Consider the following 26,167-nt stretch of genomic DNA (forward strand, 5'->3'; position numbering starts at 1 on the left):
AGCTCTGTATAAGCGTCAACTACGCTTATACAGAGCTTTTCATTACAACTCGTTCATCCTTCTCTTACTTCTCTTACATCTTCAATCCGTTCTTACTTCCTCATGCCAAGCCTACTTCTTAATACGATCTGCAATATCGCTGATCTGTATCATCTCTTCTGCTGTAAGGGCTAGCTTCATCGCCTTCACATTCTGCTCGGCATGATGAACCTTCGATGCCCCTGGAATAGCGAAGACGGTATCTCCATGTGCATGAATAATCCAATTGAGCACAATTTGAGTAGGCGAAGCCTCATATTTAACCGCAAGCTCCTCTAAATAGCTGATAAGCGGCTTCGTTGCCCGCAAGCCAGATTCACGGAACCCCGGAAGCCATTTACGAGGGCCGCTAATCCCTTTTACAAGCGCTGGATCAGCATGAAACTTCCCACTCAGCAGCCCTTGTGCAAGCGGTGAGTAGGCAATAATCGCTATGCCAAGCTCCTTCGCTGCATCCAATATGCCATTGTCCTCAATACGTCGATCGAGCAAGCTGTACTTTACCTGATTCGAAGCTAGGCGGAGGCCATGTTCTCGCAGCACCCTATCTGCTTCCCGCATCTTTTTCTCGGAAAAGTTGCTTACGCCTACATGCTTAATTTTCCCCGCCTTGATGAGCTGCGCCATTTCCTTCATCTCGCTCGCAACCGAAGACAACGAGAACGGCTGGTGAACCTGATGGAGCTGAATGGTTCGATTATCCAAATAGCGAATGCGGTCATCAATCGTGCTCGTAATGCTGCTGGCGTAACGCATGAACGGCCACCATTTTGTCGCAACATGAGCCTGATCTGCCAATGCTCCTGCTTCACGAAGACCTTCTGCGAGCAATTGCTCCGACTGTCCATTGCCATATATCTCAGCCGTATCGAACCAATTGATTCCTCCCTGAAGGCTGATCATGACAATCTTTCTAATCTCATCCTCACTTAACTTCGGCCAGAACTTCCCTACCATTCCTTGCCCATTGCTGAACTGCCAGCAACCAAGTCCCAAAGGCGATAGCATCAGATCCGTACTGCCAAGCTTCCGCAATTTGCTGCTCACTAATTCCCTCCCTCCTTCTCTTTAATTTCACTACTAAAATATACCAAAAATTAATAACGAGGGCTATCTGCCTTCATAATATCCAGGAAAGGAACTTTGATCAGTATTCCTTCATCCTCTACATGGACCATACGTGTCCGTGAATCCATAGCTACGATACGTCCCTTAACCGTCTCTTCCCGATTCCATACTTGAAGCAATAGCTCGGTTCCCTCTTGATAAGCTTCTACCAATCGCTCGCCTAGCTCCTCTAGCTGGTATTCATCTCTCGTTGGTCTCTTTGGCCCCTTCGCCATATACGCCCTCTCCTTATAAAATAATAATGCCGAACGCGCATACTTGCGCGCTCGGCATCGCTAAGATGCTCTATTTTCTTATCCAATAATTAATTCGTAACTAACTCCACTAGCGTGCGTACCATAACGCCTGTAGCGCCTTTCGGCTCCCAGCCGCGGCTCTTCTCAAGGAATGCCGTCCCAGCTATATCCAAGTGCAGCCAAGGCAAATTCTCGGCAAAAGCACCTACGAATAATCCCCCTGTAATCGTGCCGGCATAGCGGCCGCCGCTATTCTTCAAGTCAGCAGCATCACTGCTGATCAATCTTTTATATTCGGCAAAAGCCGGAAGCTGCCACACTCTCTCGCCTGTGCGCTCTGACGCCGCCTGCAATTGCTGCATGAGCAAGTCATTATTCGTTACAACACCAGTAGCTTCAGTGCCCAGAGCAACGGATACAGCGCCTGTGAGCGTCGCTACATCTACAAGACGGGTAGCTCCTCGGCGAATGGCCGTCGTTAATCCATCGCCCAGAACGAGTCTTCCCTCGGCATCCGTATTCACTACCTCAACCGTTAGCCCGTTCATCATCTCAATCACGTCACCTGGCTTGAACGCTCGGTCGGATGGCATATTCTCTGCCGTTGGAATAACGGCAATGACGTTTACCTTAGGCTTCTGCTCGGCAATAATTCGCATTGCTCCCAGAACCGCTGCTGCGCCTCCCATGTCAGAGATCATTTCTTCCATGCCCGGTGCCCTCTTCAAGGAGATGCCGCCCGTATCGAACGTAATTCCTTTGCCGATCAAGCCCCAAGTATCTTGCTCATCCGGTGCGCCTTTATAATGGAGAACGATCATGCGCGGCGGATGAACGCTGCCCTGTCCGACTGCCAGCAGTCCACCCATTCCTTGCTCCGCTGCATTCCATTCATCAACTACCTCGATCTCCAGATCGTATTCACGAGCAAGATCCTCTGCATAAGTAGCCAGAATTTCCGGAGTAAGCTTATTGCCTGCCGTATTCGTCAAATCACGGGCCATAATGACGCCCTCAACGAATAACTGTCCGCGCTCTACCCCCTCATTCCACTGCTCCGCAATAGCTGTATGCTCATCAAACCCTGATGCAGGAACGAAGCTAACCTTAGACAGAGAGTGACGCTGCTTCGCGTTACGCTGTTCAGGCAGCCTGTCGTAGACGGCCAGGCGCAGCCCTTCCGTTAACGCCTGAGCGGCTTCCTTAGGTGCGATACTGCCCGCTAGAATAGCCTCTGGCAGACGGAATTGGGCAGTTTGCGCCTTAATCCGCTTCAAGGCTTTCGCTGCTGCGGCTGCCGCCTTCCGAAGTCCTGTTAGACCGCCCGCTTCGTCGTAACCTACGAACAGCACGTATTCAGCAGAATGCAGCCCTAAAGTCGCAATGATCTCCACTTGCTCTGGCTCCGCCTTGAATAGGCCTTTGGCATGTAAATTTCTCAAAGCTTGATCAATTTGAGGCTGTACCCATTCTGCCGTATTTATCTGCTTCATTTCATCGGCACTAATTAACCGTACGATTGCATCAGCAGAGCCTGCCGCTGCCACTGTCTCATATGTAAATAGAACACTCATCCTCATTTTCCTCTCTTTCAACAACAAAATCGGGGTTTATACCTACCCCGATTCTAAAGGTTTATTCGGTTAATGGCAAATAAATAACGAATGATGTTCCGCTTCCATCTACACTATCCACACTGATCGACCCGCTGTGATTGCGAATGATCCGATAACTTACAGATAATCCTAATCCAGTGCCTGCTTCTTTGGTCGTGAAGAACGGATCGAATAGTCTCGCAAGCGTTGCTTTATCCATCCCTTTGCCGTTATCTCTGATCGTAATCTCGGCGAACTGTCCATCTGAGCGAGTCACCAGATCAATAAGCCCTCTTCGCTCATGATTAATCTCCTCGATGGCATCCAGCGCATTCTTGACAATATTCAATATGACTTGCTTAATCTGCTTCACATCAATAGATACCATCACATCGGTGTCCTGATCATACGCTTCGGTCTGAATATGGCAATTCCTCATCAGAGCCTCGCTCTCCGTAAGCAAGACAACCTCTTGAATAAGATGGTTAATCGATACCGATTTCTTCATAGGGGCCGACGGCTTGGACGAATTCAAAAACTCATAAATGATGTCATTGGCACGGTCAATCTCAGCCAGAATAATACGTGCATATTCCTCTTTGCCAAGCTGCATCAGATAAGGCCTAAGGAGCTGAATAAATCCTCGAATCGAAGTAAGCGGATTCCTGATTTCATGTGCGATAGCCGCTGCGATCCGGCCGAGCATCGCCAGCTTATCATTCTGCAGGGCGGTCTGTTCAATCTGCTTATACTCCGAGACATCCTTCACACTGAACAGAAAATCCCCATCTAATTGATCACCATACGTAACCGTAACCAGCAGATGCTTGCCTTCTTTGTCTTGGAACTCATAATAACCGCTGCGCCGCAAGAACATTTCTTTGTACAAACGCAGAATGACTCGCTTCGTCGTAGAATTCAACTGCTTATGCAGCAGAATCTCACGCAGGTTGCAGCCAACGAGCGTCTTCCGCGGAATATCGAGCAGCTTCGCCATACGAACATTTACAAAAGATAAAATACCTTCACCATCGAATAATGCAATGCCGCTGTCCATATGCTGCAATACATTCTCATACTTATTCTTAACCATTTCAAAAGATCGGTTGGAATGAAACAGCATTTCACGCATTTCCGTAAACTTCTGCTCGGTTGATTTGTCTGAGAGGATATGAAACCGGTAGCTGACCATTACTTCAATCAGGAATAAAAATGATCGATTATAGAGGGCAATGGCTTCATCTGAATCTACGTTAGCAACCAAGGTCTGCATGCATTCCTCGTGAGCAGCAATCACTTCTTCAGGGTGTATGCCAGTCAAATTTCTGCCTAACTCAGATGCCTTATATAAGGATGCTTCCTTACCACTCCGTACATATTCGGCAAGCGCCGGGAAATAGCGCTTTCGAATTGCCTGCATCATGTATCCCTCCCCGGCAGCATCTATGGACAACAACGCTCATTCTTTATAATGATAGAATCAGTGCTCCATAGAGTCAATCGGAGAGTTTGTCGAATAATGGAAAAACAACAAGTAATTGGGCGAAAGAGTCGGTCTTCCTCTCTATTAATCTTCTTTCCTGCTCCATCCTCTGTCATTTCTATGCTGATGCTCCCGGTTTCGGTCATTATTACGATGATTCCAATCCTCATCACGATGTCCCTTATTGCCGCGGCTGCCGCGATTATAGCTGCTATTTCGATCGTCATCGTCATCATCATCTTCATCGTCATTGCGGTTATGATTATTTCCGCGGTCGTTGTCCTCACGCTTCCCGTGATCCCAATCCCCGTCTTTATCTTCTTTCCCTTTGTTGGTCTCATCGTCGTTCTTATTTTTATTTCCGTTCCATTTATTTGGTTCTTTAGGCTTAATCGGCTTTTTGGGAGAATTCGGCTTTTGCTTATCTTTTTCCTTCCCCCGATTATCATCCTTGCCCCCATTCGGTGCTATAACGGGCTTATTAGGACTTGCCGGATTTTTAACCTCCGAGCTGCTCTTCTTATCGCTTGGCTGCTTTGGAATCTCCTTGCCCTGATTCAGCTTCTCCTTGTCTTGCTTCTCCTTGTTGACAAGCTCCTTCAGCTGCTCTTTACTGGAGTTGCTCGATTTCTCTACTATTGTCTTTACACCGCCAGCAGGCTCCGTTATCTTATCCAGTGATTGCTGCTTCAGCTTCTCCATTTCAATCACATAGCCCTCATCCTTAGCCATCAAATAGACAGCCATCTTCCCTGAGGATATCCCATTTACTACAGCCTCTTCACGAAGCTCTGCCGGAATCGACAATGTCGTCACATTCGTTGTCTGATCAAAAGCCAGCTCAACGAGCAATTGCTCAATCGCCTGATCTACCTTAGCAGACAACACCTGCTCATACTTGGCAGGTCCGTTAGCGTCGAGCAGCATGCTTGTAATGACAATGTCCTTATCCTTGCTGTCCAAATAATGTGCAGTTGCGACTTTCTTCATAATCGCTGCTGTGACCTTCTCTACCGGTTTTCCCTCATAGGCAAGATCAGCAATAATCGCTTGGCCATCTGCATTCCAAGCATCCAGCGTCCGAACCTTATTATTCTGGTCCACGCCAATCTCAATGCTCGGATTAATATCCATGCTCACATAAGCTACGACCGGATGATCATTGCTTTGAAGGACCAAAAAGAAGGGAAGAAGGAACAACAGAATTGCAGCCGCAGCGCCTCCGTACCAGTAGTAGGAGCGTCTTGATGGGCGGGCCGCTATCTTCTCAGCCTCAAATATAATTTCTTCTCCAACCTGTACGTTGTCAGGCAAGGGAACGGTTATGAATCTGCCATCGGCAGTCATGACAACAGCATCTTTCTTATTCACTTGCATCACGACCCCGCGATTCATAATCCAGCCTCCTTACTCGCATCGTTAGATTGTATAGGTAAATTTAAATAATCAAGCAAATAGGGATATGTACCATTTAGTATAAAAGCAATCGCAATAATATATTTTCGGTTACGCTCCACTGTTTTACGCGAAACGCCGCATAGCTCTGTCAGATCCTTTACCGGAAGCTTGCCTGTCAGAAGAAATGGTTCAAGCAGCCTCTCATTGTCAACTAACGTACCCGCTATGCCCAGCAATAATTTTCTTGAATCCGCATGCTTGGGCGACTGGTCCGCCAAGTCACGGAATGAAATGCCGAACCTCTCTAATTCCAAGCTATATTCACCGATCTCATTCCTTCTGTCATCCGCCTCGCGCAATACATCATAAGCTTGCAGCGCTCGCTTCGTTTCAAGCGGATTATAGAGCATATTGTCCTCATCCTCTACGTCATAAGCACTGTAGGGTACCGAGGTAGAATGGCGCTGCTCCTTGCGTACATAATCAATAAGCCGTCTTCGTATAACCGTTTCTGCGAAGCTCAGAAAAGACCTGCCGGATTCGGAGGAAAATTGATTGATCGCCTCATTAAATGCGGTCAGCGCGATACTGAATTCATCATCTCTGGAGGGATCTACATATCGTTTGCAAAATTTGCTGGTCACCTTGGCGACATACGGCTGATAATCCGTAATGAACCGCTCCCGAAGCAGCTCATCGCCCTGCATAATTTGCTCTATTATTTGTTCGGGAGCTAATTTCTGTTCAGTCGATACGTTTTTTTTGGAAGAAGACTTCCGTAAAAAACGTTTGAACAATAAGAGTAACAACCGCTCCACCTCTCTACGTATATGTTTCGTCATCTGTTCACCAGTTTTGGGGGTATGCGGTAAATAATTTATCGGATGAACTCAGTTCATGCCCTTCTTCTTGGGCAGCAAACAGAAACGACCTTCCCATCCTTATGAAAAGGACGACAAAGTCGCTTCGCAGTGAATAATAACCCCTCTATCAATCATTCATAGCCCTTAGACAGATGTTCGCCGCTGCCGTAATTTATTACGCCTGCCGCTTAATGTGCCTAGACGCTTTTTCAATTCATCCTGCCACTCTACATCTTCAATCTGCTTAGCGAAGCTCAGCAAATCTAGAGACATATCGATTTGATTCATTACAATAACCATCGGATCTTCATTCTCATGATTCACGCAATTCTCGAACAAGGCTTTGCCTTCTTGCTCTACATATTCTTGGAAATCAACTTCGGCGGCGCCGTCTCCGTGTGCAAATTCAGCCAATATTTCATACTCATTCTCAACAAGATAATGAATTTCAACACGATTACACACTGGACAGAATAGGATCGGCACATTATGTATGTGCGTCCGAACATGCTTCAGAGTGCCCTTTGTGCCAATCATACTAGCTCCACAGCAAAAGCTCATCGACGACTCCCTCCTTTAATGCCTCCCAAATAGCTACTGCCTTAACCTATTCGCTCAAGACGGTTGAAATTCCTGCTTTTCAAGCAGATTTGACGATCACTTGTCTATTTCAAGTAAACAAAAGCCCGTACCATATTCGGCACGGGCTCTTCTCTTTATCGTAAATCGCTTATTTCGCTACCAGATTTTGTTGGCCTGGTTTCCAGTTCATTGGGCATAGACCGCCGGATTGCAAAGCTTGCAATACACGAAGAGTCTCGTCAACACTACGACCTACATCGTTATGGTTAACAACTTGATATTTCACTTCGCCTTGTGGGTCGATGATGTACAAACCACGAAGCGCGATACCTTCTTCTTCGATCAGGACGCCGTAATCACGAGCAACGTTCTTCGTGATATCAGCAGCCAGAGGGAAGCTCAATTGGCCTAGGCCATTATCATTAACCGGCGTGTTAATCCATGCACGGTGGCTATGTTTGCTATCTACGCTCACACCCAGAACTTCTGTGTTAAGCGCTGCGAATTGCTCAGCAGCCAAGCTCAAGGCTGTAATTTCTGTCGGGCATACGAAAGTGAAGTCCAATGGGTAGAAGAAAAGCACCAACCATTTGCCTTTGTAATCTGCAAGAGATGCTGTACCGAAATCCTTACCATCACCTGTTGCCGTGTCCATTGTAAAATCCGGAGCCGGACGGCCTACCAAACGCTCTGCCATAATAGAAAACCTCCTTAGAATATATGAATAATTCAATAATGTCGCTCGTGCTGCTGAGATTCATTTCGTAAATATTACCATTAAATAATAATTATGTCAATATTGTAATTATTATTTATTAATAACGAGTATAATTATGCTTTTTTCATAGCGGCAACGATCAGATCGCCCATTGCTGTTGTACCGATCGCTTTGCTCTTATCAACTGCAATATCACCTGTACGGTGACCTGCGTCAAGGACTTCCTTAACCGCATCTTCAATGATTTGAGCCGCTTCATGATAGCCGAATGTCAGGCGGAACATAAGAGCAACTGACAAAATCGTTGCAATCGGGTTCGAGATGCCTTGTCCAGCAATATCAGGTGCCGAACCGTGTACCGGCTCGTACAAGCCAAAAGCTCCTTCTCCAAGCGATGCGGAGGATAGCATACCGATCGAGCCTGTAAGCATAGCCGCTTCATCACTCAAAATGTCGCCGAACATATTTTCTGTAACGATAACGTCGAAGCTCGAAGGACGGCGAAGCAATTGCATTGCGCAATTGTCTACAAGTACATGCTCCAGCTCAACCTCTGGGTATTCTGGGGCAATCCGATTAACAACTTCACGCCATAGGCGGGATGTCTCAAGTACATTTGCTTTATCTACAGAAGCAAGGCGCTTGCTGCGAGTCATGGCAATCTCGAAGCCTTGGCGAACGATGCGCTCAACCTCTTTCACGTTGTATACGCAAGTATCAACCGCTTCTTCGCCATTCTCACCTTCACGGCGGAATTTCTCACCGAAGTAGATGCCGCCTGTCAATTCACGAACAACGATCAGGTCCGTGCCTTCAAGCACTTCCGGCTTCAATGTCGAAGCTTCCTTCAAGCAATCAAATACAGTAGCCGGACGAATGTTGGAGAACAAGCCAAGCTCTTTGCGAATGCCGAGCAAGCCAGTCTCGGGGCGAAGCTCCTTGGAATTATTATCCCATTTTGGACCGCCAACAGCGCCCAGCAATACAGCATCTGCTTTTTTGCACAGATCAAGCGTTTCTTGCGGAAGCGGTGTACCTTTCTCATCAATGGCAATACCGCCGAACAAGCCGTGCTCGGTCTCGAATTGATAGCCGAACAGTTCCTCTGTTTTCTTCAATACTTTAAGCGCTTCGCCAACGACCTCTGGACCGATACCGTCGCCTGCGATGACAGCGATTTTTTTCACTTCTGACATAATAGTTGTACACTCCTTTATAGTAAGCACTGAATGCTATTCTCACACTATTATCATTTGTACCACATTTCGCCTATGAAAACCAAGATATAAAATCTATCATCTTTATAGGAATTACTTATAAGCTTATTCAAGGCTGGCTTCCAGACGCTCTGCCCTCAATCACAAAAGTATCCTAATACAACAAAAAGCCCTTTCGGGCTTTCTGAAGAACTGCTAGATTAAACTGGTGAACCGGGAAAAATATATAGTAAGTATTATTCTTACTTCTTGATCCAGTGCATCAATTCACGAAGCTGTTTGCCTGTTTGCTCGATCGGATGAGCAGCTTCGTTACGGCGAGTAGCCGTCAGCATAGCACGGTTCGATTGGTTCTCCAAGATGAAATCGCGAGCGAAGCGGCCGGATTGGATATCTTCTAGAACGCGTTTCATTTCTTTTTTAGTTTCTTCTGTAACGATACGAGGACCAGTTACATAGTCGCCATACTCAGCTGTGTTGGAGATCGAGTCACGCATTGTAGCAAGACCGCCTTCATACATCAGGTCAACGATCAGCTTCAGCTCGTGCAAGCACTCGAAGTAAGCCATTTCTGGAGCGTAGCCAGCTTCAACCAATGTTTCGAAGCCTGCTTTAACCAGTGCCGAAGCACCGCCGCACAATACAGCTTGCTCACCGAACAAGTCTGTTTCTGTCTCTTCCTTGAAGGAAGTTTCGATAACGCCTGCACGTGTACAGCCGATACCTTTTGCATAAGCCAGACCAATTGCTTTTGCGTTGCCGGAAGCATCTTGGTGGATTGCGATCAAACCAGGTACGCCAAAACCTTCTTCGTAAGTACGGCGAACCATGTGACCAGGGGATTTAGGTGCTACCAGGAAAATATCTGTATCTTTGCTAGGCACGATTTGGCCGTAGTGAATGTTGAAGCCGTGGGAGAACATCAGAGCCGCGCCTTTTTTGAGGTTCGGTTCGATTTCTTCAGCATATACTTTTGCTTGAGTTTCGTCAGGCAGCAAGATTTGAACAACGTCAGCCAGTTTAGTAGCTTCAGCAACAGTCAATACTTCGAAACCGTCTTTCTTAGCTACATCTGCGGATTTACCTGGGCGAAGACCGATAACAACTTTAAGACCGCTGTCGCGAAGGTTTTGCGCTTGCGCGTGGCCTTGGCTGCCGTAACCGATTACTGCGATTGTTTTACCTTGAAGTACGTTTTGGTCTGCGTCTTTTTCATAATACATTGTAACTGCCATGATAATAATTGCCTCCTTTAATTTAACCCTTTTGAACGGGTGTTTAAGCAGAGAAGAGCCAGGGTAGGAAAGACAAGCGGTTCTCCCCTTAAACTCCCGTTCAAAACGGGATGTTATCTTATTTAAATAATTATTTATTACCGCGGTTAAGCGCAGTAACACCTGTGCGAGACAACTCGCGAATGCCGTAAGGAGCGAGCAGCTCTATCATTGCATCAATTTTCTCGGTATCACCGACAACTTGAACCATAAGAGTATGAGTGCCGATATCGACAACTGCTGCACGGAATGTTTCCACTACACCAAGAATTTCTGGACGAGAGGATGGCTCTGCGCTCACCTTGATTAAAGCAAGCTCGCGTCCTACCAACGGGTTAGCGCTGAGATCAATAACTTTAATGACATCAATCAGCTTGTACAGCTGTTTCGTTATTTGCTCCAACGTGTGATCATCGCCAGTAGAGACGATGACCATACGAGAAAGACCTTTTTCTTCACTTGCGCCTACCGTAATGCTCTCAATATTGAAGCCGCGGCGTCCGAACAAGCCGGAGACACGCTGCAGAACGCCGGGCTGATCATTTACAATTACTGCGATCGTGTGTTTTTTCATTCTGCATCCCCCATGATCATTTCGTCGATCGTGCTTCCTTGTGCTACCATCGGGTACACGTTCTCCCCTTTGCGAACCACAAATTCAACGACCGCAGGACCTGGATGACGAAGCGCTTCTTCCCATGCCGTGCGAGCTTCTTCTTTGTTTGTAGCACGGAAGCCCTTCACGCCGTAAGCTTCGGACAGCTTAACAAAGTCAGGACTGCCGGCCAGGTCGATATGGCTATAGCGATTATCATAGATAAGCTCTTGCCATTGGCGAACCATGCCGAGCACTTGATTGTTAATAATAGCAACTTTAACAGGAATATTGTTGATCGCGCAAATCGCGAGCTCCTGTGCACACATCTGCATGCCGCCATCGCCATTAATAGATACAACTACACGATCCGGATTAGCCATCTGAGCACCAATTGCTGAAGGGAATCCGAAGCCCATCGTACCAAGTCCACCTGAAGTTACCCATGAACGCGGTTTATTGAATTTGTAGTATTGGGCTGCCCACATCTGATGCTGGCCAACGTCTGTCGTTACGATTGCATCGCCATTCGTTGTCTCATGAATCAGCTCAACAACCCATTGCGGTTTCAATTCCACTTCAGAATCTGTATAGCTGAATGGATATTGCACTTTGGACTCTTGCAGCTTCGCACGCCATTCATCTGCTTTGTCTGCACGCTTGGCTTGTTGATTGACCAGCTCAAGCACCGTCTTAACATCTCCAACGATCGGAATGTCTGTTGGAACATTCTTGCCGATCTCTGCAGGGTCAATATCAATATGAACGATCTTCGCATGCGGAGCAAAGCCTGAGAGCTTGCCTGTTACGCGATCATCAAAGCGTGCTCCGATGTTAATAAGCAGGTCCGCGCTTTGAATCGACTTGTTCGCCGTATACGTGCCGTGCATACCCGGCATTCCAAGCCACAGATCATTCCCGCTAGGGAATGCCCCTAGGCCAAGCAGGGTCGTTGTAATCGGAATATCCGTCTTCGTTACGAACTCAAGCAGCTCTTCATGAGCACCGGAGTAAACTACGCCTCCGCCTGCAAGAATGAGCGGACGCTCTGCTTGCTCAATAGCCTTGATTAGTCTGTCTACTTGCAGCTTATTTGGCGACATTGTCGGGTTATATCCGCGAATGCTAACCTCTGTAACTGGCTTAAACAATGTTTTATTGGCCGATACGTCCTTTGGTATATCAATCAATACAGGACCTTTACGGCCCGTATTGGCAATGTGGAAAGCTTCATGAATGACACGCGGCAAATCTTCAACATCACGTACCAAGTAGCTATGCTTCGTAATTGGCATAGTAATTCCTGTAATATCTGCTTCCTGGAAAGCATCGCTTCCAATCAGGCTCGATATAACGTTGCCTGTAATGACAACTAGCGGTACCGAATCCATATAGGCCGTTGCGATTCCTGTTACCAGATTCGTAGCACCCGGACCGGATGTCGCAATACATACGCCAACCTTGCCGCTTGCCCGAGCATAACCGTCAGCCGCATGAATAGCACCCTGTTCGTGCCTTGTAAGCACGTGATTGAAATCGGAGAATCCATGCATCGCATCGTAAATGTATAATACTGCGCCGCCCGGATAGCCGAACACACAATCAACACCTTCGAGTACCAAACTGCGAAGCAGAATTTCTGAACCTGTTATTACCTCTGGCTTACTAAGCTTTTCCATCAACTCTTGTTTTGACTTCAATGCTGCACCTTGCGTCACCATTAGTCATCCTCCTCTCGAAAACAACAAAAAAACCTTCCATCCCTCAAACACTTCAAATAGAAGCGTCGAGGGACGAAAGGTTGAACTTCCGTGGTACCACCCAGATTCGTTACACATCTTGCGATGTATAACCTCTATAGGTATGCGCGCAAATAAGACGTCCATACCTTTGGCACAATAACGCGTGCCCCACGATTCTCCCTAATGCGCAACGTCTGTTGCTTTTCAGGAGAACAGCTCCGAGGTGAGCTCGTAAAAAGGGATTTTGGCGACGGTTGCAGCTAGTCCGTCTGCTCTCTGTTCAAAAGAGCCCTTAACACTTCGTCCTCATCATTGCCGATTACATATTTTTGAATAAGATTGTTTTCATTATATGCCGTCATCCTTCGATAGTCAAGAACAAACCGCACACAGCATAACAAAAAATATTCGGAGCATTCGCTCCACCTATCCCATATACTAACATAGCCTATAATCAATAAATTATGCAGTTGGGAATGATAACGATGATACGAGCACGGAATCCAAAGACAGATGACACAGAAATTCTTCGGCTCATTCAGACCGAGCTTCTGCCGCTTTCCCACTCCGTACACCCGCTGGACGCCCAGGTTATACGTGAGCTGCCCAAGCGATTCCGCTGGGGCAATACCTACGTCGCTTCAGCAGGAAAGACCAGTGAGCCCTACGGCTTTATCCATTTTGAAATAACCGGCAACATCCTCTATCTCGACATGCTCGTCATTCATCCTCATCATCGCAATCGCAATTGGGGCAAGCAGCTTATGGCAAGCTGCGAGGGCTACGGCCAAGCCCATCAATGCATAGCAGCAAGGCTATTCGTGGACGAAATTAATAGAAAGGCGCTTCACTTCTATACCCGCCTTGGCTATCATATCACTCGATATTATCCTGAGCTGAAATGCTATGAAATGATTAAACCGCTCCCCTTAGCGCAGCCTGCCCTTAACGATTAGTAGCCGTTATATCCACCGCCGTAACCGCCGCCATAACCACCACCATAGCCGCCGCCATTATTACAGCAACCGCCTCCACCGCCGTAGCCGCCGCCAAAGCCGCCGCCCCAGAATGGAATCGTACCTATAGCAAGTAAATCAAACAAAACAAGCGGCAAGATGAACGCTTTCGTCTGCGCAGTCTTCCCCTTGGATTTCTTGAGTGGCTCCAGAACCAGCCTATTGTTCTGTATCCGAACAAGCTTGCCTGTGACCATAGAGCCATCTTTGCGAACTGCATAGATAGATTTGCCGATCAGTTTCCTCGCTTGTTGCTTGGAAATAGTACCCATGTTAGTTTCCTCCTTTCTCGTTGTCTTACAGCTTATGCGAGAATAGAATACTTCGCTTGTTTGTTTGTCCCTCCTGATAGATTGAACTATACTTACTAGAAATATTGAATAGGATAACAGCAAAAGAGGCTGTCCCCTTAAGGGGACAGCCTCTATCTAATACGCATAGCAAATGCTAAGCGTTAATTTTTTCTTTTGCAACGCCAGCAAGGGAGTTGAACGAATTAATATCGTTAACAGCCAATTCAGCAAGCATTTTGCGGTTTACTTCAACGCCAGCAAGCTTCAGGCCGTGCATGAATTTGTTGTAAGACAAGCCGTTTAGACGAGCAGCCGCGTTAATACGAACGATCCACAGTCTGCGGAAGTCACGTTTTTTGTTGCGACGGTCGCGGTAAGCGTACATAAGGGACTTACCAACTTGCTCCTTCGCTGTTTTAAACAGACGATGTTTCGAACCGAAATAACCTTTAGCCAACTTCAAAATTCTTTTGCGACGACGAGCGCGGACAAAGCCGCCTTTAACTCTAGCCATGAGTGGAAACCTCCTGTAGGTGTTTTCTTTTTATTCGATCAAATGAGTGAATTAAATGTTGCCAAGACCCTGCTTCAAGCGACGAACGTCGCCAGCAGCCATAAGCGGTTGGCCAGCAAGTACGCGTTTTTGACGTCCGGATTTACCGGAAAGCAAGTGGTTTCTGTAAGCTTTATAACGTTTCACTTTACCAGTACCAGTAATTTTGAAACGATCTTTCAGACTGCTGTGTGTTTTCATTTTAGGCATGTCGTTTATCCTCCCTTAATTTATGCGTTAGTTTTTGGTGCCAAAATCATAATCATGCTCCGGCCTTCCAGCTTAGGAGCGCGTTCTACGCTGCATATTTCGGCAACCTCTTGTGCGAGACGATCCAGAATCTTCTGACCGATCGACGCATGGGCAATTTCACGACCACGGAAACGAACGGAAGCTTTAACCTTGTCACCCTCACCCAGAAACTTAACTACGTTCCGGAATTTAGTTTGGTAGTCATGCTCGTCAATGTTAGCACGGAACCATACTTCTTTGAGATCAACAATCTTCTGGTTTTTACGAGCTTCTTTTTCTTTCTTCTGCTGCTCGTAACGGAATTTGCCATAGTCCATAATCCGGCATACCGGCGGTTTAGCCGTCGGTGCAACGTTCACCAGATCCAAGCTTAGGTCAATCGCCATCTGCATAGCGTCACGAATCGATTTGATACCGATTTGTTCGCCCTCCGCACCAACAAGACGTACTTCTCTGGCCCGGATTTCATCGTTAATTTGATGTTCTCTGCTAATAATGTGCCACCTCCATAAAGGTCTTTGGACAAAATAAAAAATGCGGGTTCGCACGAACCCGCATTCCATAACCGTAAGTCATGCCGCTCTCATCATTTCTGCTGAAATGGCTCGATAAGCTAATCGATTATCGCAAACCAGTCAGCATGGCCGAAAGGTGAGAAGCGGGTGCTTCTTCTTGTGCGTTGTATGTTTTCTAAATGTTACTAAATGACTATACCACAGACAAATCCATGATGTCAACCCATATTCCAATCCATTTAGAGCTGCTTGCTTTGCACTTCCTCCAGCCGGATGACCCGAGTATGCTGCGTATGGCTCCACGTCTTGTTGTTTTGTGTAAAGAAAGCATAGAACGTAATCGGCAGCCAAGACAACTGGAACACAACCATAGAGAGCAAATGTGCATACATTTTCCATGACTTGATGCCTTCCAGAAGCATAACCAGCGGGAACATAACTGCCGTGAAGCCAATTGCTACAATTGGCACCCACCATGGCAGGTATGAATAGATCGACGTGAACACATTCGTTCCCGGCATGATGTAATCGATCCAGATGATCGCCGTGCCGACAAAGGCAAGCAATGTATTGTAGGCCGAAATAGAATACAACGCCGCATCAAACTTAATGAAATTCCGTTCCTTAATGCTATCCCATAGCAGGGGGAAGAAATAGTGACGGGCTACTGTGAAGTGCCCTTGCATCCAGCGCAGGCGCTGACGAGCGGATGCTTTGAACGAAACCGGCTTTTCATCATACACCTTTGCCTCGTAGTTCAGAACGGGGTGAATGCCGCGCTTTACACAACGCATAGAGAACTCCAGATCTTCAACAAGGCTCGTAGCTCCCCATCCCATTTCTTTAATTAGCTTCGTATCGAAGCACATGCCTGTGCCGCCTAGAAAGTTACTCATTTTCAGGTTTTTACGAGAAAGCTGCCATAAGCGATTACAGTACCAGTACGTAATGCCATAAGAAGCCGTTACCCACGAATCGTCCGGGTTCTTGGTATCCAAGTAGCCTTGTATAACCTGATGCCCTTCGCATAAGTCGTCATTCATCAGATTGAGGAAGTCAGTATTGACCAAATTATCAGCATCGAACATAACAATCGCATCGTATTCTTTAGGCATGCTCCACAATTCTTTGAGCATCCACTCAATCGCATAGCCTTTGCCCCGCAATTCGGGATTGAATCGCTCACAGGCATATGCCCCATTTTCTCTTACAACATCTGCTGTGCCGTCCGTACAGTTGTCACAAATAACAAAAATATCGTACAGCTCTTTTGGGTATTTCATTCGTTTTAGATTCTCAACCAATGCGCCCACTACTTTTTCTTCGTTATGAGCCGCAACAAGAACTGCGAACGTTTTTTGTGGTTTATGCGTTTTGGTTGGAGCTTTCTTCTTGATGCCGAACAAAGCCAGAGTGAACTGATACAAACCAACTGCCGCTAAAAACACTTGTAGAACAATCATTAAAGTATTTGCCATCTTGCGTAGTGCCCCCTTGAGACCCCTTTTTTATTGTCCGTTCTGATTGCCGCAGGTTACTCCCACATGACACCGACAGACTCTTTATTTATTTTCTCTCTTGTTTAACCGGCGCTTTGTCTCTGTAAGCGTCCGGGGACCATTCTGATTTTCCACACAATGACCAACTTTGTCAAAAGCTTAAATTGACTACATTATGCTTAATCTCGTCGGAAAAGCGCTTGCATGCCCGATGAATGGCAACGTGACCTCCTTTTGCATCGCGTTGCCCTTATTTTCATCCATTTGCTGATTTTTTAGCACTTCTGACCTTCTTTACGATAAAATTTCTAAAATAGTTGCGAAAATCGTCATTTTGCAATGATGTCGATTAAGTGACAGATTGGCTCGTATTCGCTCTCATTGCTTGTCCCTGCTAGGTATATAGACTGCTCCACCTCACTAAGTGCTCGCCACGATCATAATGGTTTTGGCAAACATTACCCATTAATAAGAATTTGAAACAGGTATAAAGACATAAAACAGCTCGGCAACCTTATAAAAAATTGCAGGTTCATGTCGATGTTGTCTATTCCAGTAAGTGGCAGAGGGCACAATCGTTCTATGTACCTTTCTCTATCTTTGCCATCCATTGCAAATTGTAAAACGACAAATAATGATCAAATAATTTGTAATAAAAAAGGATACAAGAATGCTCAAAGAAGAGGTGTACAGATTGCCTTATGACAGATAATTAACAATTTTGTTTACGTACAGGGAACAAAAACATGATAAGATCGGTTATAATGTTTTGGAATTAAGCGAGGCTCTAAGTAGTTGTAGGAGGTTGTAAATGAAACGAATGATTGGATGGCTGAGAATTCGCGAGCAGCAATTGATCATCTGGGCGAATCGCAGGCGGGTACAAAGAAGATTCCACCGATGGCTCGGAACTTGGCTAAGCACGGTAACTCATATGGGAGGCGCAACGTTTACGGTACTCAGTTCATTGCTTTTCGCACTGCTTGCGCCATCGCCTTGGAATGCAACGGGCTGGCATTGTTTCGTTGCCGTAGTCATCAGCCATTTTCCTGTCTTCATTATGAAACGCAAGTTCAAGAGATTGCGCCCTTATCAAGCGCTTGAGGGATTAAATACTGGAAGAAAGCCGCTTGTCGATTCTTCGTTTCCTTCAGGGCATACGACAGCAATCTTCGCATGGCTGATTCCGATTGTGTCGACAAGCGGCATGTGGTTCGTTGTTGTATTGCCTGTGGCGATCTTTCTCGGTCTGTCTGTTGCTTGGTCCAGGATGTACCTAGGCCTTCATTACCCTTCCGATGTAGCAGCAGGCGCGTTTGTTGGCACCGTTACAGCACTAGCAGTCGAATACAGCTGGGTAAGCTCGGTCTAATTATTGCTCTTCATCCACCGCATCAACTTCGGCTTCGGCCTCGGCAGCTTCCTTAAGTGCCTTGTCCCGTTTGCTTGTCCGATACTCGGATAGTGCAGCTTCGCCGATCACGGCTTCCAGCCGATAAATAGGCTGCCCTTTTTCCATAAACTTCATCTCGTATTCCGTGAACACAAGATCCTCTCTTGGTTCATCCTTATGAAGATGAAGGGATATGTTTCGCAGCTGCATCTCCACCTCTGTGAAGCTGTTCAAAGAGAACTCAAACAAAGATTGCGAATCCGTCTTGAAATGAATTTCCCCGCGCTCGTTCAGCAGCTGAGCGTATTTCGCGAGAAAACGCGGATGCGTCAGCCTGCGGCGAGCATGCTTACCCTTCGGCCATGGATCACTGAAGTTCAAATGGATCCGCTCAATCTCCCCCGGCTCAAACATCGACTCGATATGCTCGATATTAGCTCTGAGCAGCGCCAGATTCGGCGGATGCTCCACGTCCCGCTCCTCCCAGATCGTCCTTGCCTTGTCACTCGCCCTGCGAATCAGTTCATCATACATATCGACGCCAATATAATTAATGTCCGGGTTGCGGAAGCTCATATTACTTATGAAACGACCCTTGCCCATTCCCAGCTCTACATAAATCGGACGGTCGTTGCCAAAAAATTCACGCCATTTTCCCTTAAGCGGCGCCGCATCCAATATAACCAGCTCTGGCTGCGCCTCTAGACTTTCACGAATTCCTTTTCTACCTCTTAAACGCATTGTACATAATCCTCCCCGACATTTCGCAGGCTGCAGCCTGCACGTTAAGCTAGTCCTTATTCTGCCCAAGATCAACGTTATTGTAAAGAGCCAGAATCGTATAAAAAAAGCCGCAAGGGCTAACCCCTTCGGCTGTACTTGTATTTTCCAAGCTTAAAACAGTGTTTGATAATCAATGGGACGGTTGTTTTGATCAATCTCGTATGTCTCTTCAAGCACTTCGTTCAGCTTCTTCCTCGCCGACACCTTAACGCTATGATTATTTGGGAAACGAACTCCTGAAAGCGCCATCAATTCTTTTACGGTTAATTCCACGGTTACTTTGTCATTGCCGTGCGGGATTTTTGTTAATTGATCCATGTCTTATCACCTCATCGATTTATTATACAGCATTTCCAGTTAATCGACAGAATATAACAATCGCTACGAATAAGGCGTGTAAGGTATTTTTGCTGTTTTGTCGCACTTTTAATATAACAGATGATGTAAGGTATTGCAAGCCTAATTATTGTCTCATCTAAAATAATTTCCAATTAAAAATGAGAACTAAGGAAGCAACTGAGCTGGAAATTGAGTCATGGCATTTCCCCTTGTTTTTCGATAAAATAAAGGGGGCAATTTATGTTAAGAAGGAGAACGGAATGAACTTATTGCAACAGGCGCCCCAGCAGCCGCAGCTCTGGGGAGATAAACGATTTCATACATGGAACTACGAGATGAGAGAGCAATTCGGAGGCAAAGTATTCAAAGTTATGCTTGATGCCGGTTTTACTTGCCCGAACAGGGACGGCTCAATTGCCAAGGGAGGCTGTACCTTTTGCAGCGCTCGCGGCTCAGGTGACTTTGCAGGCAGCAGACGAGATGATCTCGTAACTCAATTCAATCATATCCGTGATCGCCAGCACCAAAAATGGCCCGAAGCGCAATACATCGGCTATTTCCAAGCTTATACGAATACTTATGCACCAGTTGAAGAGCTGCGAGAGTATTATGAAGAGATTTTGAAGCAGCCTGGCGTAGTGGGATTGTCGATCGCTACTCGGCCAGACTGCCTGCCTGACGATGTCGTCGATTATTTGGCAGAGCTTAATGAGAGGACCTATCTGTGGGTGGAGATGGGCTTGCAGACGGTCCATGAGTCGACCTCTGAACTAATTAACCGTGCCCATGATACGGACTGCTATTTGGATGCGGTACAACGATTGCGTGCAAGAGGCATTCGCATATGCACTCATATCATCCACGGCTTGCCTCAGGAAACGCATGAGATGATGCTCGATACCGTACGCGCTGTTGCCAATATGGATGTACAGGGCATCAAGATCCATCTGCTGCACCTTATGCGAAAGACCCCTATGGTTCGGCAATACGAAGCCGGACTCCTGCGGTTTCTTGAGCAGGACGAATACATCAAGCTGATTGTGGACTCACTCGAATTGCTGCCGCCTGAGATGATTGTTCATCGGCTTACTGGAGATGCTCCGCGCGATCTGCTGATCGGTCCAATGTGGAGCCTCAAGAAGTGGGAAGTGCTTAACGCCATCGACAATGGGCTTAAGGCGCGGAATACATGGCAAGGCAAGCTATGGAGGGAGAACTAATGGGATTTCTATCGGTTTTGAGTATGGCACATAAGTGGATTGCCGAGCGTACGCTGCCCGGCGATATTGTCATTGATGCAACGGCTGGAGGAGGCGTTGACACGCTGGCTCTTTGCGAACTGGTTGGCGTGAAGGGAACCGTCTACGCCTTTGACATCCAGCAGGAAGCGCTGAATCGGACACAGGAACGACTATCACCACTAGAGCTTCAAGGGAAGCTCCCAGATGTAAAGCTAGTGCTGGGCAATCATGCTCAAATGGCCGAGCTCATCGACACGCAGGCTCACGGGAATGTAGCTGCCGTTATGTTCAACCTTGGCTATTTGCCAGGCGGTGATGAGGATGTCATTACACAGCCGAGCACCACTCTGCCAGCTCTGAATGCTGCACTCTCCCTCCTTCGTCCCGGTGCGATTGTGACCTGCGTATTGTATCCAGGACATCCTGGAGGCTCGGATGAAGCGACTGCTGTTGAGAATTGGGCTTCTCAATTGCCAGGTGCAGCCTATGCAGTGGTCTTATACCGCCAGCCTCAAAGGAAGGCAGCCCCTTATCTTCTAGCTATCGAGAAACGACTTCGCTGATCTGACACTCTTTTCTTAGAAAGAACCTGTCTAGCCGAAGCAGCAATAACTACCTGTAGTCCTACGTACTTCACAAGTAGCTGTAACGCGAATAGCCTCTTTATTGCTGTAAGGGGGCCACTATCGTAACAGGTCTTTCTCCAAAAATAGTTTTGATGGGAGAGATAACAATGACTGTGCAACCGTATCCTTTACAATTTCGGGCAGAAATGAAAGAACGGATTTGGGGGGGCCGCGCACTGGAACAATTCGGCCTCCAGCTTCCCGAGGGATCTATTGGTGAAGGCTGGATGATTGGCGATCATCCCAATGGAACGACCAAGGTGCTTAACGGTCCGCTTGCCGGCAAAGGCTTGGACGAAATACGTATAGCTTACGGCCGTGAATGGTTCGGTGCAAAGGGATTTTCCGAGAAAAACGGCCGCTTCCCCCTGCTGATTAAGCTGCTTGATTGTAATGATGACCTGTCGATACAGGTTCATCCGAACGATCATTACGAGGCTCTGCCTCCCGGCGAGCTTGGCAAAACAGAGATGTGGTATATTCTCAAGGCAAAGCCGGATGCAAAAATCATTTACGGACTAAAGGATCAAATAGATCGTCTGGCGATGGAGACTGCTATTGCAGAGGGCCGCATTATGGATACGCTGCAAGAGGTGTCTGTAAAAGCCGGGGATTCCTTCTATATTCCCGCTGGCACCGTGCATGCGCTCTGTGCCGGCATACTTGTTGCAGAAATTCAGCAAAATTCCGATACGACTTATCGGCTGCATGATTACAACCGTCCCGGGCTTGATGGTCAATTAAGAGAGCTTCATATTAAGGATTCGCTCAATGTCATCTCCTACGAGGGCTCGGAAGCCAGTCGGATGGATACGGACAGCATGAAGCCCGGCGAGTGGCTTACTATAGCATCCTCACCTTATTTTGTTGTTGAAAAAGGCATCATAAGCTCCGCTGTCAGTTACGTCACTACAACAGACAGCTTTGTTATTCTTGTCGTTGCCGAAGGCAGCGGTACGCTAGTATGGGCAGAGGGACAGCTTACCGCCAAAGCAGGAGAGTGCTTCCTCCTGCCAGCAAGCCTCGGCAGCTATACACTGGATGGGAAGATGACTGTGCTGCGAAGCGTCCTTCCTTCATGAAGGAAGGACAAAGATCTGAGTCTGTAAACAGACTCAGATCAGCTCAATGTAGAACGTTAAAATGACAATAGGCCGGAGCAGATGCTGCCATCTGCTCCGGCCTATTCCTATTAATTGATTAATGCTTCTTCTGGATTTACTTGCAGCATATACGGCTTTGGCACCGGCTTGCCGCCAGGATTGCTGCTATCTAGCGCGTATAATACAGTTAGCAACGTATGAGACTCTTTATTAATCTCGCCCTTCGCAAGGTATGCCTCAAGGTCAAATGGAAGCATCTCAATCACTGCATGCTTGAACAGCTCTTTCTCTGTCAACCGCAATTCAGCAAATGAGCCAGATAGCTCCTCCGGACGCTCAATGAGCTGGCGCATCCAGCGTCCCCATTCGGACTTGTCCATCGTGAACTCCCACCACGTTTTGCGCGGCTTATAGTTATGGTTGAGGAAATAATCATATTTCATTAATCCTAGCACCACTTCAAGATCAAGCTTCTCGCCCTCAGCAGCTGGAATATGCGCTTTGTAATCATTCAAGAACGCCCATAGCCGGGAAAATAAATCCTCCAGCTGATGCCCAATTTTCTGCCAGCCGCGATTCTCCCAGTAATCGCCAAATGATTGGAAGAAATCGAACGGGGATGGGAAGACCTTCTCGACCAAATGCAGCAGCGTGCGATCCATTCGATGCGCATTCCAATATTTCTCGAGGACATCCTCCACTCGCTTGATGCGAACAATGTCTCCGAACGGCATCAGATCGTTGCCTAACATCTCATAAGGAGATTGATCCATGTAGATATATCCCCACTTCTCCGCATCGCGGCGCAGGCCGGTTCCGCGCAGCATCTTCAGGAAGCCAAGCTGCAACTCCTCCGGTCCAAGTGCGAATACATCGTTGAAGGTTCCACGGAATGTATCATAATTTTCTAACGGAAGGCCGGCTATCAAATCAAGATGCTGATCGATTTTGCCAGAATCCTTTACTTTGGTCACGGTTCTCACCAGCTTCGACCAGTTCTGACGACGCTGTACAGCTTCATTCGTCGGATCATTCGTCGACTGAACCCCAATCTCGAACCGGAATACGCCTGGCGGCGCATGCTCTGCCAAATAATCAAGCACCTCAGGACGCATAATGTCAGCCGTGATCTCGAACTGGAATACACAGCCTTGATGATTCTCAATCAGGAAGCGGAACATTTCGAGTGCATAATCCCTTTTAATATTAAAGGTACGGTCCACGAATTTGATTAGCTTCGCTCCAGATGCAATCAGGTACAAAATATCCGATTTGGTTCGATCCATATCGAAATAACGGACACCCACCTCAATACTGGACAGGCAGAATTGGCAGCTGAATGGACATCCCCGGCTTGTCTCGAAATAGACGACGCGACTGCCCAGAGTGGCAATATCCTCCTTGAATCGATACGGGGATGGCAGCGTAGCAAGATCAAGCTTCGGCCGTCCCGGGTTAACCAGAATCTCCACGCCGCTCTCACGCTGCTTGCGATAAGCAAGGCCAAATACCATATGGAACTTGCCAGCTCCCTCAAGCTCCGTAAGCAAATGATGGAAGGTCTCCTCTCCTTCGCCTACGACGATGAAATCCACCTCAGGGATGCGCTCCATCCAATACTCGGTATCATAACTGACCTCCGGCCCGCCAAGTACAATTTTGACTTGCGGGTTAATCTTGCGCAGCATGTTGATAACCGTAATCGTCTCTTGAATATTCCAGATATAACAAGAGAAAGCAACCACATCGGGCTGACGCGTAAAAATATCAGACACGATATTCATGGCCGGGTCTTTAATCGTATATTCGGCGATATCCATATCGAATTGATGGCCACTATAGGCTTTCAAGCAGCGCAGTGCCAGCGATGTATGAATATATTTTGCATTTAATGTAGACAGTACGACTTTCATGAACGTTACCTCACTAACTTCAACCAAGATGACTACTATTGTACAGAAAAAAACAATAAAAAAGAAGAGGCCCCGGCGGGTACAAGCGTACCAGCCAAAATGGCCTCTCCTTAATTGAATCCTATAATTAAATGATATTAGTGCTTCACTTCAATATAGAGCTGATCTTTGAGCTGCATTTCGATAACTGGGAAGCGCACACGCCACTTTTCATTCCCTAGAGCTTCTACTTCTCCAGCTTTGAAACCGCGCGGTTCAAAGCCAAATACACGATCGAAGGAGATAGTGACCTGTATGCGCTCCTTTGGAAGCATCCGGTGCAGCTCATGGCCCATATTAATCGTCCATAGACGAAGGTCTGCAGCTGCCTCTGCTCCATAATACGTGTAGAAGATCGGATCAATATTAGCAGTAAATACCAACCACCCGGCAGTATCACGCTGCACTTTCCATTCGGTAAATCTAGCGTAGCCCGAGCCTGTCTGTACAGAAGAGAATTGCTCTGTCATCAACTCTTGGATTTTATCGAACGAAACGCCTTCCAACGTTTTAGGCAGCGACGGCTCAAGGAACGCTACCTTGTCCTGCGGCTCATCAGGCAGCATTCCTATTAATAGAGCTGCATGCATGGTTGATACTGCAAAATTCAAATCCGCTTGAGAAGTATAGCCCGCTGATGTGATGCCAATCAGCTCGCCATATTCATTAAACAAGGCTCCGCCCGAGCTTCCATGATCGATCGGCGCACTTGTCTGAATCAAACGAATACCGTCTTCATATATAATATTGCTAATTAATCCATCAGAGACCGTGTTTTGCAAACCGAGCGGACTGCCAATCGCTACAACCTTGTCGCCCTTATCGGAATTAAAGCCGAATCCGACATTAATCGGCTGAAGTCCAATCGGCTCAGCTGTCTGTATAATAGCCAGATCATTGTTCTCGTTATAGAGAGCAACACCTGTTACTTTAATCTCATCGCCATAGATCGTATTAACCGTAGCTGAAGTAGCATCCAACATAACATGATGATTAGTCAGAATGTAACGATCGCCGATGATGACCCCGCTGCCAAATCCTACATTAGTAGAAATGGATACGACGCTCTCGTCATATAAGTCTACGATTTGCTTCGCGGTCAGCTTGACCCGCTTCGCCTCTTCCTCTTTCTGAATCTTCTCGTACAGCTGCTTCAGGGCATATTCCTTGGATTCGATTCGAACCGTTCTCGCAGCGTTCTCCCATTTGACCTCAGCATCGAACGCTTCTGCAATAAAGCGCGCAGGTACGAAGGTTGTACCGTTCTTTACCTCAGCGGCTGCTTCAAGCTTAACTGTCTTCCCATTGACAACAGCTGATTTCTTGCCAATCTTCAACGTAATGGTCGTGCCATACTTGCGTCCAATAATGGTCTCCGTATTGGGTTCCCAAGCCACAGTCGCATTAAGTGCAGTGAAGATTGGCCGCATAGGGACAAAGGTTACTCCATCCTTTACATAAGGAGCCGAAGAAAGCGATAGCGCTTTGCCATCCACCGTAACCTTAATCGTGTTCTTCGTTGCAGTTGAAGAAAAAGCAACCGCCTCAGAGGCAGCGGCAGATACAGCAGATACCTGCGGCAGTGGTGTCAGTATTAGGCCAGCCGCTAGCAGCGGGCATAATAACAGGTGTGCAGCTTTGATTTTCACGTCTTTACCCTCCAGATATTAACTCTATTCCCATCCTGACAGAAATGTCTCCTAATCGTAACACCACAGCACAGAGCTTGTCT

26 protein-coding genes and 1 other annotated feature are annotated in these 26,167 nt (G+C 47.0%); of the genes, 5 read left to right on the top strand and 21 right to left on the bottom strand.

The features are described from left to right. Positions 1-111: 111 nt before the first annotated feature. From AC50YO_RS22820 to ilvB, 12 genes are all read right to left on the bottom strand, one after another. Entirely contained in the window at positions 112-1,047 is a 936-nt protein-coding gene (locus tag AC50YO_RS22820; protein WP_494850678.1) for an aldo/keto reductase, read from the bottom strand. A gap of 89 nt (positions 1,048-1,136) precedes the next feature. After that, entirely contained in the window at positions 1,137-1,382 is a 246-nt protein-coding gene (locus tag AC50YO_RS22825) for a YolD-like family protein (RefSeq protein WP_494850584.1), read from the bottom strand. 89 nt (positions 1,383-1,471) lie between these two features. Next, positions 1,472-2,977, bottom strand: coding sequence for a leucyl aminopeptidase (locus AC50YO_RS22830; protein ID WP_494850586.1), 1,506 nt, complete (start codon positions 2,975-2,977; stop codon positions 1,472-1,474). A gap of 61 nt (positions 2,978-3,038) precedes the next feature. Beyond that, positions 3,039-4,418 (bottom strand): ATP-binding protein, encoded by a 1,380-nt coding sequence (locus tag AC50YO_RS22835; protein WP_494850588.1) that lies wholly within the window; start codon positions 4,416-4,418, stop codon positions 3,039-3,041. Between the two features lie 147 nt (positions 4,419-4,565). Beyond that, positions 4,566-5,876 carry an anti-sigma factor domain-containing protein gene (locus AC50YO_RS22840; protein WP_494850590.1) on the bottom strand — a complete coding sequence of 437 codons (1,311 nt, stop codon included), beginning with the start codon at positions 5,874-5,876 and terminating at the stop codon, positions 4,566-4,568. Further along, on the bottom strand, positions 5,873-6,721 hold the full coding sequence (gene sigI / locus AC50YO_RS22845; protein ID WP_494850592.1) for an RNA polymerase sigma factor SigI: 849 nt from the start codon (positions 6,719-6,721) through the stop codon (positions 5,873-5,875). The genes AC50YO_RS22840 and sigI overlap by 4 nt, the downstream gene beginning before the upstream one ends. A gap of 165 nt (positions 6,722-6,886) precedes the next feature. Continuing rightward, positions 6,887-7,303, bottom strand: coding sequence for a hypothetical protein (locus AC50YO_RS22850; RefSeq protein ID WP_494850594.1), 417 nt, complete (start codon positions 7,301-7,303; stop codon positions 6,887-6,889). 169 nt (positions 7,304-7,472) lie between these two features. Next, complete coding sequence (locus AC50YO_RS22855; protein WP_494850596.1) at positions 7,473-8,021, bottom strand: peroxiredoxin; 549 nt, start codon at positions 8,019-8,021, stop codon at positions 7,473-7,475. Between the two features lie 134 nt (positions 8,022-8,155). After that, entirely contained in the window at positions 8,156-9,238 is a 1,083-nt protein-coding gene (leuB, locus tag AC50YO_RS22860) for a 3-isopropylmalate dehydrogenase (RefSeq protein WP_494850598.1), read from the bottom strand. Between the two features lie 263 nt (positions 9,239-9,501). Beyond that, the gene (ilvC, locus tag AC50YO_RS22865; RefSeq protein WP_494850600.1) at positions 9,502-10,494 is read right to left on the bottom strand and encodes a ketol-acid reductoisomerase; all 993 of its coding nucleotides are present in this window, start codon (positions 10,492-10,494) and stop codon (positions 9,502-9,504) included. A 130-nt stretch (positions 10,495-10,624) separates the two neighbouring features. Further along, a complete protein-coding gene (gene ilvN / locus AC50YO_RS22870; protein WP_494850602.1) occupies positions 10,625-11,107 on the bottom strand; it encodes an acetolactate synthase small subunit in 483 nt (160 codons plus the stop codon). After that, a complete protein-coding gene (gene ilvB / locus AC50YO_RS22875; RefSeq protein ID WP_494850604.1) occupies positions 11,104-12,849 on the bottom strand; it encodes a biosynthetic-type acetolactate synthase large subunit in 1,746 nt (581 codons plus the stop codon). Before ilvB ends, ilvN begins: the two co-directional genes overlap by 4 nt. A 506-nt stretch (positions 12,850-13,355) precedes the next feature. On the opposite strand from ilvB, the gene AC50YO_RS22880 reads away from it, so the two are divergent. Next, entirely contained in the window at positions 13,356-13,826 is a 471-nt protein-coding gene (locus AC50YO_RS22880) for a GNAT family N-acetyltransferase (protein WP_494850606.1), read from the top strand. On the opposite strand, the gene AC50YO_RS22885 is transcribed toward AC50YO_RS22880, so the two are convergent. From AC50YO_RS22885 to AC50YO_RS22905, 5 genes are all read right to left on the bottom strand, one after another. After that, positions 13,823-14,158, bottom strand: a complete 336-nt coding sequence (locus tag AC50YO_RS22885; protein WP_494850608.1) for a hypothetical protein — start codon at positions 14,156-14,158, stop codon at positions 13,823-13,825. The two genes, AC50YO_RS22880 and AC50YO_RS22885, sit on opposite strands and share 4 nt — an antisense overlap. Positions 14,159-14,333: 175 nt before the next feature. Further along, the gene (rplT, locus tag AC50YO_RS22890; RefSeq protein ID WP_494850610.1) at positions 14,334-14,693 is read right to left on the bottom strand and encodes a 50S ribosomal protein L20; all 360 of its coding nucleotides are present in this window, start codon (positions 14,691-14,693) and stop codon (positions 14,334-14,336) included. Between the two features lie 51 nt (positions 14,694-14,744). Beyond that, entirely contained in the window at positions 14,745-14,942 is a 198-nt protein-coding gene (gene rpmI, locus AC50YO_RS22895) for a 50S ribosomal protein L35 (protein WP_494850612.1), read from the bottom strand. A gap of 20 nt (positions 14,943-14,962) precedes the next feature. Further along, entirely contained in the window at positions 14,963-15,478 is a 516-nt protein-coding gene (gene infC, locus AC50YO_RS22900) for a translation initiation factor IF-3 (RefSeq protein ID WP_494850680.1), read from the bottom strand. A 28-nt stretch (positions 15,479-15,506) separates the two neighbouring features. After that, positions 15,507-15,664 (bottom strand) — a sequence feature (ribosomal protein L20 leader region). Between the two features lie 74 nt (positions 15,665-15,738). Beyond that, complete coding sequence (locus AC50YO_RS22905) at positions 15,739-16,977, bottom strand: glycosyltransferase family 2 protein (RefSeq protein WP_494850614.1); 1,239 nt, start codon at positions 16,975-16,977, stop codon at positions 15,739-15,741. An 832-nt stretch (positions 16,978-17,809) separates the two neighbouring features. On the opposite strand from AC50YO_RS22905, the gene AC50YO_RS22910 reads away from it, so the two are divergent. Next, positions 17,810-18,370: a phosphatase PAP2 family protein gene (locus AC50YO_RS22910; protein ID WP_494850616.1), complete on the top strand. Its 561-nt coding sequence runs from the start codon at positions 17,810-17,812 to the stop codon at positions 18,368-18,370. Here the strand turns inward: AC50YO_RS22910 and trmB are convergent, their stop codons facing one another. Together trmB and AC50YO_RS22920 are read right to left on the bottom strand one after the other, a co-directional pair. After that, a complete protein-coding gene (trmB, locus tag AC50YO_RS22915; protein ID WP_494850618.1) occupies positions 18,371-19,132 on the bottom strand; it encodes a tRNA (guanosine(46)-N7)-methyltransferase TrmB in 762 nt (253 codons plus the stop codon). 153 nt (positions 19,133-19,285) lie between these two features. Continuing rightward, positions 19,286-19,492: a hypothetical protein gene (locus AC50YO_RS22920; protein WP_494850620.1), complete on the bottom strand. Its 207-nt coding sequence runs from the start codon at positions 19,490-19,492 to the stop codon at positions 19,286-19,288. Between the two features lie 281 nt (positions 19,493-19,773). Here AC50YO_RS22920 and mnmL point away from each other — a divergent pair, with 281 nt between their 5' ends. From mnmL to AC50YO_RS22935, 3 genes are all read left to right on the top strand, one after another. Beyond that, positions 19,774-20,733, top strand: coding sequence for a tRNA modification radical SAM protein MnmL/YtqA (gene mnmL, locus AC50YO_RS22925; protein WP_494850621.1), 960 nt, complete (start codon positions 19,774-19,776; stop codon positions 20,731-20,733). Beyond that, positions 20,733-21,317 (top strand): tRNA 5-(aminomethyl)-2-thiouridylate-methyltransferase MnmM, encoded by a 585-nt coding sequence (gene mnmM / locus AC50YO_RS22930; RefSeq protein WP_494850623.1) that lies wholly within the window; start codon positions 20,733-20,735, stop codon positions 21,315-21,317. Before mnmL ends, mnmM begins: the two co-directional genes overlap by 1 nt. Before the next feature lie 170 nt (positions 21,318-21,487). Continuing rightward, on the top strand, positions 21,488-22,462 hold the full coding sequence (locus AC50YO_RS22935) for a type I phosphomannose isomerase catalytic subunit (protein WP_494850625.1): 975 nt from the start codon (positions 21,488-21,490) through the stop codon (positions 22,460-22,462). A 110-nt stretch (positions 22,463-22,572) separates the two neighbouring features. On the opposite strand, the gene AC50YO_RS22940 is transcribed toward AC50YO_RS22935, so the two are convergent. Beyond that, a complete protein-coding gene (locus tag AC50YO_RS22940) occupies positions 22,573-24,396 on the bottom strand; it encodes a B12-binding domain-containing radical SAM protein (RefSeq protein ID WP_494850627.1) in 1,824 nt (607 codons plus the stop codon). Between the two features lie 137 nt (positions 24,397-24,533). Further along, entirely contained in the window at positions 24,534-26,084 is a 1,551-nt protein-coding gene (locus AC50YO_RS22945) for a stalk domain-containing protein (RefSeq protein WP_494850629.1), read from the bottom strand. Positions 26,085-26,167: the final 83 nt, after the last annotated feature.

Source organism: Paenibacillus sp. J22P59, assembly GCF_059383895.1.